At 34.1% G+C, this 11,255-nt stretch carries 6 protein-coding genes and 2 pseudogenes; 1 reads left to right on the top strand and 7 read right to left on the bottom strand.

The features are described 5' to 3' along the window. Nucleotides 1–236: 236 nt before the first annotated feature. The 3 genes from gshA to F6K22_RS43525 all read right to left on the bottom strand — a co-directional run bounded on the left by gshA (nt 237) and on the right by F6K22_RS43525 (nt 2,870). Nucleotides 237–1,388, bottom strand: coding sequence for a glutamate--cysteine ligase (gene gshA, locus F6K22_RS16755; RefSeq protein WP_293099962.1), 1,152 nt, complete (start codon nt 1,386–1,388; stop codon nt 237–239). 660 nt (nt 1,389–2,048) lie between these two features. Next, a complete protein-coding gene (locus F6K22_RS16760; protein WP_483244140.1) occupies nt 2,049–2,648 on the bottom strand; it encodes a cobyrinic acid a,c-diamide synthase in 600 nt (199 codons plus the stop codon). Nucleotides 2,649–2,735: 87 nt separating this feature from the next. Continuing rightward, nucleotides 2,736–2,870 (bottom strand): hypothetical protein, encoded by a 135-nt coding sequence (locus F6K22_RS43525; protein WP_483244141.1) that lies wholly within the window; start codon nt 2,868–2,870, stop codon nt 2,736–2,738. A 1,718-nt stretch (nt 2,871–4,588) separates the two neighbouring features. On the opposite strand from F6K22_RS43525, the gene F6K22_RS16765 reads away from it, so the two are divergent. Further along, nucleotides 4,589–5,449, top strand: a complete 861-nt coding sequence (locus tag F6K22_RS16765) for an Npun_R2479 family HD domain-containing metalloprotein (RefSeq protein WP_293099964.1) — start codon at nt 4,589–4,591, stop codon at nt 5,447–5,449. 222 nt (nt 5,450–5,671) lie between these two features. On the opposite strand, the pseudogene F6K22_RS16770 reads toward F6K22_RS16765, so the two are convergent. The 4 genes and pseudogenes from F6K22_RS16770 to F6K22_RS16785 form a co-directional block, all read right to left on the bottom strand. Continuing rightward, nucleotides 5,672–6,807 (bottom strand): annotated as a pseudogene (locus F6K22_RS16770) (hypothetical protein). Nucleotides 6,808–7,475: 668 nt separating this feature from the next. Further along, nucleotides 7,476–8,796 (bottom strand): annotated as a pseudogene (locus F6K22_RS16775) (IS701 family transposase). 270 nt (nt 8,797–9,066) lie between these two features. After that, nucleotides 9,067–9,783 (bottom strand): hypothetical protein, encoded by a 717-nt coding sequence (locus tag F6K22_RS16780; protein ID WP_293099966.1) that lies wholly within the window; start codon nt 9,781–9,783, stop codon nt 9,067–9,069. 726 nt (nt 9,784–10,509) lie between these two features. Continuing rightward, nucleotides 10,510–10,941, bottom strand: a complete 432-nt coding sequence (locus tag F6K22_RS16785) for an SPASM domain-containing protein (RefSeq protein ID WP_293099968.1) — start codon at nt 10,939–10,941, stop codon at nt 10,510–10,512. Nucleotides 10,942–11,255: the final 314 nt, after the last annotated feature.

The following is an 11,255-nucleotide window of genomic DNA, read 5'->3' on the forward strand; positions in this document are numbered from 1 at the left end:
CAGAACTTAGAGGAATTAGAAAGCAGAAATATCCCTTTATTTTTCTATCGTTAGTAACTCACTCATTCTAACTTTTTAGCTCCCTAGACCGAAAACCTTGCACCTTTTTTAAATCTAATATTGGCTTTGAAGGTTAATCAGCCAGCCCTATTCAAATCCTTAAGAGGTTTATGAAAATCAACCAGCTTTCCACAGAGGAACTAGAAAACATAAATTCTAATAGGATAAAACTCAGCTTATGCAACCATTGATTGACACAATTTATCTTCCAACTCTTCTTCTTGTTTTGTCATCTCCAAAATTGCTGTTTTAATTACACTCCGAGTGTCAAAACTACTTTCATATTGCTTTAACCATTTTTGTGCTGTATTACCTTCCCGAAGAACTTTTTTAACAGGTGAAAGAAAGCAACTAAAACCACGTTCTTTAGCATAAGGTAAAACCTGTTGATAGATTTCCTCAATCCAATTTCTGGCACTAATAGTTCTACCATCTTGCCAATGGCAGAGTTGAGCTTCAAGGCTATGATGAGCTGCTGCAATTTCATTATTATCTGCCAAATTCACTAAATTCTCCGAACGGTTATTTGCAGGAAAGTTACTTTTTTCTAACGGATCGAGACTAGGGTCATCAAATAATTGCCATAAACGAGCTTCTAACAAAGCAACTAAGGCCAGTTGTAGAACCGGGTTCTCTACAAAATCACAAATCCTTAATTCTAAACGATTAAGATTATAAGGACGACGATCGCCGTTAGGCCGCACAGAACACCAAAGATGGCGGACATTTTGCATAATCCCTGCTGCTATTTGCTCCTCAGTCCATTTAATATAATGACTATGACTTTCAAACAAAGGGACATAAGTTGGAGTTTTGGGATAAGTTGCCCAACGAGTAGAGTGAAACCCTGTCACTTGACCATCTAGAAAAGGAGAAGAGGCAGTGAGAGCCAAGTATAAAGGAGCTTCCATCCGAATTAAGCGAATAGCTCGCATTAGTAATTCTGGGTCACTAATACCAACATTAATATGAATACTGGTTGTAACAACTTTGGAACCGTAGGTTTGTTCTATATATGTGTAATATGGGTTGTTTGGATCGGAACGATAAAAAAGATTACTATTTCCTAGAGATAATGTACTTCCTGGAATTATAGTGTAATCTCCTAAAGTGCTTAAATAATTTCGTAGTTTTAGTCTTGGCTTTACTAGAGCGCATAAAAGTCGATCGTAGCTGCACAATGGTGCAGTAGTGTATTCTACATTTCTACTATCTGGCTCCCTCACAAACCCCTGTACTTTGGCCACTATTTGGTCTGACAGGCCAACTATATTACCTTGGGGTGTGCCAGTGTACATTTCTACTTCAAATCCTTTTGATAGTAGCACGACAGGCTCCTGAATCTGATTTATTTATATTTCTCATCCTATCGTGTATTTAACACCTTTGTGCCTTATAGAACCCCTGAAGGTATCTTTGTCAGGGACCCGCCTTTTTTACCAGGAGGACCGAGGATCGAGTCAGAAGATGGAGGGAAGGAATATGGGAAAAAGGTTGAAAGGCGTTCCTGAATAAAAGTATAATTTTACACGAGTGAGTCCTCAGGAGCTAGAAAGGAGCTTTTTCCGCGCCAGGAACAAGGGGAAATAGGTCTGAAAATCACATTATAAATTTAGGAATGAAATTCCTAAAATCAGCAAGGTCGGTTGAAAAATACTCCCCACCTCCCTCTATCCCCACCTCCCCATCTCTTTTTAAATAGATCAGATCTCAAATGGGTTCTATACTCTAGGGCTTATTTTTTGTAAAGTCAATCTAAAAAAGGGAATAGATAATGAAGAGGTAAGTATTTTCCAACATATAAAAGTAAAAGAGGAATGAAATATAGCTAGTCCTCTTGAGTCCTTACTTTTGGAATTAGGCAGGGATTTCCAGCCCCGGCAGTATTCAAGCTTTAAGATTTAGTTTATTAACAGTTTATAATTATTATCCTATTGCTTATTTATGAATTTCGTTCTACTAAAATTAAAATTAATAATGATTGTACTTTAATTAAGTATAGACTCAAATTCACCAGGAAAAATTCCTTCTTGCTCTTGCTGTTGAAAGATATAATCAAAGTCAAATCTTAAAGCTTTAATATGGCGAGTGATTATAAAACCACATTTATTAACTTTCTTTGCAGGAAAAGTTTCTCTTACTAACTCTACTAATTTTTTAGGAGATATTTCAGGTATTTGCACATAATAATCTCTTTTAGCAAAAAATACACCTTTATCTTTAGGTACGATAATACCATTAACTTGATGTGCATACTGAATTGGCTTGATATATGTATTAATAAAACTTTCTTGATTTGTCTGAAGCCGAGCTAATCTCTCATGTTGTAGCCAACTCATTGTGAACACAATTTTAATTAACTCAAATCCTAAGATATAGTTGAATATTTGATTTCTTTCTTCTGTATTAATGACTAACTTGAGGGCAGACTCTAAATACTGTTGAGTTTGACAACTTACATCTTGAGCTGCATGAATATAGTATAGTCTAATGTAGTTTCGGAGTACATATTCATTGATTTTTGTTTTGGCACGAAACCGTCTCAGATATTTGTTAACTCTGTTAATTGTATCTATATCCTGCAGCATTTTTACGGCCAAACCATCGGCTATATAATCATCTAAAAACTCTGCTTGTTTCTCAGGAGAAGAAGCACATAAAATATAAGAAAATGATCAAACATAACGGCGTTGATGCCAAGGTAAGCTAGCTGCCCATTTTTTAACTTCTTGAGGAAGTTTTTCAAAGATACTATCTTCTTGATGGGGGTCAAAAAATATGTTTTGAGACTTATCTTTGTGATTCGTCATTGCTATTATTTTGATTTAGTTATGGATGTTGGTATAATATTTTGTCTTGATTTTTGTGGCGAGGATCACATATAAATGATGTTATTGTCACCAATGATAGTGGATTTTAATCACAGGCAAGTTGAGATAAAATTATATAAAATAATGTTTGATGATTCCCAAGTATAAATAGTATATATATTGATAATTATAGCTATTTGAAAATAAGATTAGGGGCAATAACTATAATTATCATTCAATATAAGAGACTATATTTTTTGAGTTTATAGTCAATACTGACTATATTGAGTATATAATGTCACACTAAATCTGGCAAATTTATCAAGAGTAAATAGTACACAAATAGACAACTAAATATTATCATCAAAATTTAGATTTTAGATATCCTCTAGTTATCCAAATAATAAAATTGAAAATAAACTTCATATAATTAATTTATGAACTGCTACAGAAATTAGAAGTAAGCGATCGGGTATCATATTTTTCATTTCCCTAATTATGGTTTTTCGACTTTCAAGGTTACTTACTTTACCTAATTCTGAGTAAGAAATGCTATATAGCAAGTCCGCACATTAGTTGTGAGAATTTTTATAATAGTTAATTTGAACTGAAAACCTTGAAAATTATGATTCCTGTAGGGGCGATTCGCGAATCGCCCCTAATCCTGACTCCTAACTGCAACCAAAATATTACAACTTAAATAGGATTGCTATATTAGGATTAATAACCATAAATGTTTTTGGTAAAATAAAAGTGAAAGTGAAACTGAATTAACTAATAACCTAAATTAAAAATATACTCGCGATCCAATAAATTGCGATAAGAAAATATTGATGCAATGTTCACTTAAGAATAAAAATTACTAATATAGCCTTTCTCGGTTGGATGAGGTAAAAAAAAATGGGATTTTAGGGAACAGCTTAACTGGGAAAAACAATAAATCTAAATTGATATATCTCACCTGCATGAAAAACTTATTTATGTATTTATCTAATTCAATATACATACAGCTATATTAAGGATAAGGGTTAGAAAATTTTGCATTTTCCTTGGGTAATTTGCTTTTATTTACCTAATGATAACTGGATATTCAGTCGATCGATGACCATAAATATTAAAGACAAGTAAGAATCCAACTTGAAACAAATTGATTACCTATTAATGAGAATAATTCATTAGTATAGATGTAAGTAGTTATCCAAAAATAATTACACATACTCTAGGTACTGAACAGTCGGCGTTGGTAATTGGTGGGATGATTTTCTACTAGGGGTGATACCGATCACTTACTCTGGTTAAATATTTTAGAGGTATTAGAAACAGATTACTCTTAAAGTTTCATCTCTTGATTTACCGAAAAATTCTGGTCACTAGCCTCCCCTTGGATAGGGGATAAAAAGCGGTCCTTTGCGGAGCATGACAAACGGATGGGATGGATAGGTTACCTAACCATATCCAATCTCCCCTCGAAAAAAGAGAATATTCGCCAAGGTCAAGCCTCCTTATTGCAGAGGTACTGATAACTGATAACTGATAACTGATAACTGAAATGACCAATGCCGTAAAAATCACAGGGAAGAAAATTAGGTCATTAATTTTGCCTAGGCACTTATAACTCGATCAGACGGAAAAAATGAACTTAGATAATCCGTTTATGATGGTAAATAAAAGTAAGTATAAGTTCACGACAAGAGTAAATTAAAATTAGGAGACTGCAGATGTTTAACTCCACTGAACTTCTGATTGATGCTTTCATAAAACGGCTAACTAATGGCTATCGTCATACTTATGGTGGATATAAATCAGACTATGCTGATATTATCGCCTGGGCGGCCGGGATGGCATTAGAAAACATTGCTAATGGTGATGCCCTTTATCACAATGTAGAACATACTATTCTTGTAACTTTAGTAGGACAAGAAATGTTACGAGGGAAGCATATCCGTGAAGGTGGCGTATCTTGTGAAGATTGGTTGCACTACCACATTTCCCTACTTTGTCATGATATTGGATATGTTAAAGGTGTATGTCGTCAAGATCGAGGGAATTTGAGATTGTATGCTACGGGGATAGATAACATGAAAGTATCTCTACCAAGAGGTGCTACAGATGCTAGTCTTACTCCCTATCATGTCGATCGAGGTAAGCTATTTATTGATGAACGTTTTGGAGGTCATAAGTTAATTGACGCAGAAATAATTAAGCGTAATATAGAACTGACTCGTTTCCCTGTACCAGCAGATAAGGATCATCAGGATAAGGAAAACTATCCTGGTTTGGTGAGAGCCGCAGATTTAATTGGTCAATTGAGCGACCCCCGCTATTTACAAAAAATTAGTGCCCTCTTCTATGAATTTGAGGAAACAGGCCAGAATAAAATATTAGGATACAATAATCCAGGCGATTTACGTCAGGGTTATCCTAAGTTTTACTGGAATGTAGTTTATAGCTATATTAGGGATGCGATATCCTATCTGAATTTGACCCAACAGGGAAAACAAATTGTAGCTAATCTAAGTGCTAATGTGTTCAGGGTTGAACATGATGATGCTGTACCGGAAGTAGCATTTGTCAGCTAGGTAGGATATTCAAACAAAATGAATTGTCTGCAGAGAAACCGGGTTTACATATTAGCTAAAGATGGGAAATCCGGATTTTTTTGATGATTAACTCAAAGTAGAAATTAAAACAGGACTTACGCAGAGACACTAACTATATATAGCGTATACGTGCGTAGAGCGATCGCCTAAAAAATTATAGCAATCCCCCTGCTTTGCTGGTTCTAAACAATCTATAAAAACTTAAATAACTGTCATTTTAATTGTCTGATATTTGAGTTCAGAGACTAGATATTTAGATGACAATTGATGTTTGAGCTGATAAATAGTTTTTCCTAGAACATTTGCCATTTTTTTCAAATGATTCCACACCAACATAGCACAAGCAATGTGATTTTTTTGAATTTTTGCCCGACGACACTGGCAAAATTAAAGCCCTGGCGCGTTGTTTAATTTCTCTGTGGAATTCCTCAATTTTTCGTTTGAATCTCAAATTCAACGTCATCTGTACTTTGATAATTGAGGTTATTAGTAGCAATATATTCTGCTGAAGTTTGTAGAAACAGTAGCCCAGAATAATTTAACTGTCAGATGTGCGTCTTACATTCTGAGGAGACCTCACCAATTAGCACTCGCTTTTTTATCTCACTGGAATTCCTTTAATCTTAATAATCTTTCCTGATATTAATTCCAACTCAGTCCATTTTAATTCTTCTAGTCTTTGGTATTTTTTCACACCCCCACTATCATCTACTAAACGATTGCTTTTTAACGGGCAATAATAAATTTTACCTAAATTATCTATTAAAGCCATTAGTCTTTCGGTTGCATACCAGCTCTTCATTAATACTGTTTTTACTGGTATTTTCTTCTTTTAACTATATCAATCATCATTTCTTCTACATTATCTATTTTACTCTTTTCATCACTTTCTGGGTTATAAATACGATAATCTATTATCCATAATCGCTCTATCTGAGGATTAAAATATAAGCAATTAACTATTCCTATCCCACTCACTATCTGAGGATTAAAATATAAGCAATTAACTATTCCTATCCCACTCACTATCCCATGTTCATTACCACTGTACTGACGCCGGACAAGTGCCTATGCGCAGAGGAGCTTCGCTATCAATTTTATGGGAATATTTTTTATTAAAAACTGTATCATCAATGCAGCAAATAACCATCTTCAGAAGTGACAATTTATTCCCTGATATTTTGCCATAAAATTTATGTACCTAAATCAATATTTTTCAAATAACGATTAATCTGGTCATGGCTAATTTTTTCTAGATGATCGGCAAGATTTGTTAGAGTATAATTGTTTTGACTACTTATTAAATACTGACAATATCTTATATAAGAGAAGTTCATCTTAAAGGCATTGACAAGTAATTGGTATAATACTAAGTTAGTATATCAAGTAATTTGGCGTAAAGCAAATTTTTAAGGTTTTTGTATTTTGTTGTTCAAGTGTTGGCGGAGCAAGTGCGGCAACTATATCGCCAAATATATAAACCTTTAAGGATAAACGCTATTAAAATTTAATTAGGGTTTGCTGAAAAAGTCTTTTTAAGGAGTAGGGGAGTAGGGGAGTAGTTAGGAGGAACAGGGAATTATAGAGGAGGTAGTCGGATATGAGAGTCCCTTGATTTTTCTCCAATTATTCTGCCCAAAATCCGATTCATGCATTAGGGTTTTCAGTCTAAAACCTGGCACTTTTTTCGACTGTAGTCTACCCAAATGAAAACCTTTGTAGAGGTAATTTTTCTGCTAAGTAGATAGGCATTAAAATTTGTCGCTATGTAACAAAATGTAAAGTTTTCCTCAAATCAACTGTAGGTCGGAGTTTGGGGTTAGTTTTAACTTAATATAGTTAAGCTTTTTCGTGCGTACCTACTTATGTGCCCACAATTAGAGCAACGCTTTGAACTGGAGTTTAGACTAAATATTGAATAATGAGTCAATATTTGGCTGGACTTTAGGAAAAAAGTTAAATAAAATTACCTCAATCTTTTATATTCATTAGATTGTACTTGAGTCTATCCCCAAATCAATCCCAGATTGGCTTTATGCAGAGCAAAAACATCTCGATGCTCTTGCAACCAACAAAAAAAGTTGTAAGAAATACTTGTGAGAAATGCTTCTAAAGTTTCTGTAAAATTTGTCAAGGGTTTATTAGCATAAGGTTTTCTTAGCCCTCCCATTAATTGCTGATAAATAATGAAAGTACAGGCAACAAAAACTAAAATCAAGTGACGTATGAGACTGTTTTTATTTCTCACTTGATATTCTTTTAAACCTAACCATCCTTTAGCTTCTCTATAAAACTTTTCAATATAGTTTCTCTGAGAAAAGGTTGTAACTATCCATTCTCCTATCACATTTTCATCTTTTTTATTTGTGATTAAATAATCAATTTCAGTGGCATCTTTTACAGAACTATTGTTCATGACGATTGCAATAGTTCTTCCACCAGACATACCTTTGATTTCTGCCTTAATGGTAGCTACCCACACTGTTTTAGGTTTTTCTTGCTCTAAAGTAACTTCAGTCAAATTTTTTTGAGGTAGAGATAATACAATTTCATCTAATCTTTTTTTGTGACTGTTTCTTTCCTGTTTTTTGATGAATAACATTAACTAAACGATTTTTAGCCAAACCACCTATGTAGCTAAGGTCTAGACTTTCTAACTCCTCCAAAAAAGAAGAATTATTGCCATAACCTCCATCCACTAAAACTATACCTGGTCGATATTTTCTGGATAATGTTTTTTGAACTAATTTGAGTGCTAAATCTGGTTTTTTAAAAAATTATTTATCCTCTTTTCCCTCTGATAAAGATGATGAAGAGTGATATAATTCAATATCTAAAGGGATACTTCTGACTCCATCATATAAATGGCTGGTAACTATCACTATTCCATTGTCTGTTTTACCAATTTCTCAAAAGATTTGTCTGCCAACTCCATCTGTAAAATTACCACTTCTTGCTCCGTCTTTACGCTGGGGTTTCCTCAGCGCAGGCGGTGCGCTTTTTCTGTGCCCAGACTCGTCAATAATCAGAGCAAATCCATTTCTAATTTGGGTTTGATTACGTTTATTCATAATTTGTAAACGACGCTCATTTATTGAAGACTCTGACCATTTAGCATAGCTAAGAAAATGATGTACATTATGATATGAAGAACCGATAATATTGTCAGTCATTTGAGCAATATTTTTCCACTTGCTTTCTCCTAATAATCCGGCCAAATAACAACGAAATCCCTTTTTTTGACCAAGAGTTTTCCATAAATCATCAAATTTTTGACACCACTTTTCAAAGCATGGTGGTAAGGCAGACAAAGTTGTTTCTTTCATCAGATAGCATTTTCAGGTAAAAGCCAGAATATATAATAATCTTAGCCTAGTTTACTTCACTTTTTTCTGAAAGTCCAGTTACGCCGAATTTCTAGGGAAATTTTTGGTGCATTAGCAGAAGAAAATAGTTATTTAATCGAATCTATTTCTGGAGTCCGCACTGTCAAATCAATGGCAGTGGAGCAAACGGTGCGTTTAATTCAAATGGTTTATAATCTGGATGTTGAATGAAAAAATTAGGTTTAATCTCAACGTTTTGTACAATATCTTCTAACACACTCTGTAATCTATCCTGAATTTGAGTGGTTTGCTGAACTGATGAAAAATCAAGTAATTGCATGGCTGTTTAATTTCTAAAGAATTGCTTAATTGAGCGATCGCATGACCTAAACTATCGTATCTCTGATAAAGAGCAAAGAATTTTAATCCATCTGCTGGTACTATCCCAAAAATTTTTGGTGTTATTCTTTCTAAATTATTGACAAACTTGTGTACTTGTTCATTTGTTAAGTGATTGGTCTGATCGGAAAAAAATTCTCGATGTTCTTGACAATTAAAGGTATCACGGTGAACGGTTGCTAATGCTTTACCAATCTCTATTGTAATTTCCTCGGAAAAACTATTTTCTTTGCTATATAAATTCATTGAGTTCTGATAGTTATCCAAGTAAGTAGAGACGATAATAGAATTTTCTAAATCAAAATGTTCTACTTTTGGCAAAAACAAACGCCAAGGTTCAAGTTGGGGAAATTGATTTAAAAATTTTTGAAATAGCCATTCATTCTGAAACTCACCAATAGTTTTTCCCTGCTGATTATGGTGTTCTTGTTTGACAAGTAGTTTACGACCATCAGTAAAAGTTACTAACAAGTTAAAATTTTTAGCATTTATTGGTTCAACTTTGCTCAGAGCTTCTTCTTTTTTGTTGCCTAGAGAATGCTCTGACAGATCATCAAAAATATTATGAGAGTTTAAAATAAAAGTCATTTTTATATTAAAAGTTAAGTTTTAACTTGACAAGCAATACTTAGCTAGATACTGCTAATATTTTCCTGATTTATTGCTGAATATGCAAGTCATTAACTTGAATAAAGTAGACATAAATTACAAAATTATGTCTTATATAATGTCTGGTTGAACACTTACATTTTGGACGAATAAGGCAGAAGGCATAAGGAAAGAAAAGGTTAGAAGGGAGAAAGTTTTTTTATCACGCTCTTATCCCGACATGATATTAATTTAAAATTATTTTTGTGACTAATATCAGCTACCAACTTGATATTTGCCGATAGCTGATTAATCAATACTAATATGTAACTTTATCCAATTTATCCAAAGCTTTCTTATCTCGAAACATTGCTCTCAAAAAAAGTTACCTGACTATTCCAAGCGGAACGAAGTAATAACGGCTACATCTTTACGATCAAGATTTTGATTGGCAGGAATATTTAATGAATTTCTGATTATTTACCGAAAAATTTAGGTATAAAGCCTCTCCATTCATGGATAAAAAGCGGAAAAAAAATCCTTTTAGCCAATCTTTATATTACAGAAGAGGTAATAATTAATTATTAATTATTAATTATTTACTAACAGCAACTAACTCAGGAGTTGGCTCATTTTCTTCTTGCCAACTTTCAGGCCATTGAATGCGATCGCTGGTAAAATGTAGAGAATCATTTTCTGGCCAAGGAGCGTTAATAGGTTCTTCAATCAGAGCAAATTCCCCATTATCAAAAGGATTTCCACTTGCTTTATACTTCCAACCCGTTCCCGAATTCCTTGTTTTGCCTGAGTTAACGCTCGATGATGACAGTAGGGATTATTACCTCGTTTGTCAAAGAAAACATGAGCAGTCCAACTGCAACCACCACGACAAAGTTGAGCAAATTCACAACCTTTGCAGAAACCCCATAAATGATCTGTTCCCTGGGGAGTATCTGCTCCCAAGTTAAACCGCAACTCTTCTGTCTCTTCAATAATTGTCCGCAGTGAATAATCTCGGATATTACCGCCAGTATAGGCAGAAGTTGGTAATGACGGACAACCTTTAATTGCACCATCCGCTTCAATACCTAGAGTTGATAATCCCGCGTTACACCCTTGCCAAAATGCCCAGGGATTATCTTTTCCCCGCCCACGCAATAGACATCTCCGAAAACAACCAAAGTCCTACTATCACTACCTTTAGAATCGCGATATAGCTGCCGCACTTGCTCCCTGCGCCAACGCAAAATCCCAAAGGTAGTTACTTTGTACACCAGAATAGGTGTTTGAGATACTTACTATTAATAACTAGCAGAAAAATAGTATCTATATAAACAAATTTATCTTGCCATCTTAGCGCTTATTTCACATCTATAAAACAACTGTCCCTATTCTTAATCGAACAAGTCCACAAATAGTCATAATTATCTTTTCATATTTACTACAGTTCAATCTAAATCTTTCTTGAGCTA

Origin of the sequence: Okeania sp. SIO2F4 (genome assembly GCF_010672385.1) — a bacterium.
Lineage (GTDB): Bacteria > Cyanobacteriota > Cyanobacteriia > Cyanobacteriales > Microcoleaceae > Trichodesmium.

Coding starts and splice junctions, on each gene's coding strand:
- F6K22_RS16780 (WP_293099966.1), bottom strand. CDS start 9,783: ATGACTTTTATTTTAAACTCTCATAATATTTTTGATGATCTGTCAGAG.
- F6K22_RS43525 (WP_483244141.1), bottom strand. CDS start 2,870: ATGACGAATCACAAAGATAAGTCTCAAAACATATTTTTTGACCCCCAT.
- F6K22_RS16765 (WP_293099964.1), top strand. CDS start 4,589: ATGTTTAACTCCACTGAACTTCTGATTGATGCTTTCATAAAACGGCTA.
- F6K22_RS16760 (WP_483244140.1), bottom strand. CDS start 2,648: ATGCTGCAGGATATAGATACAATTAACAGAGTTAACAAATATCTGAGA.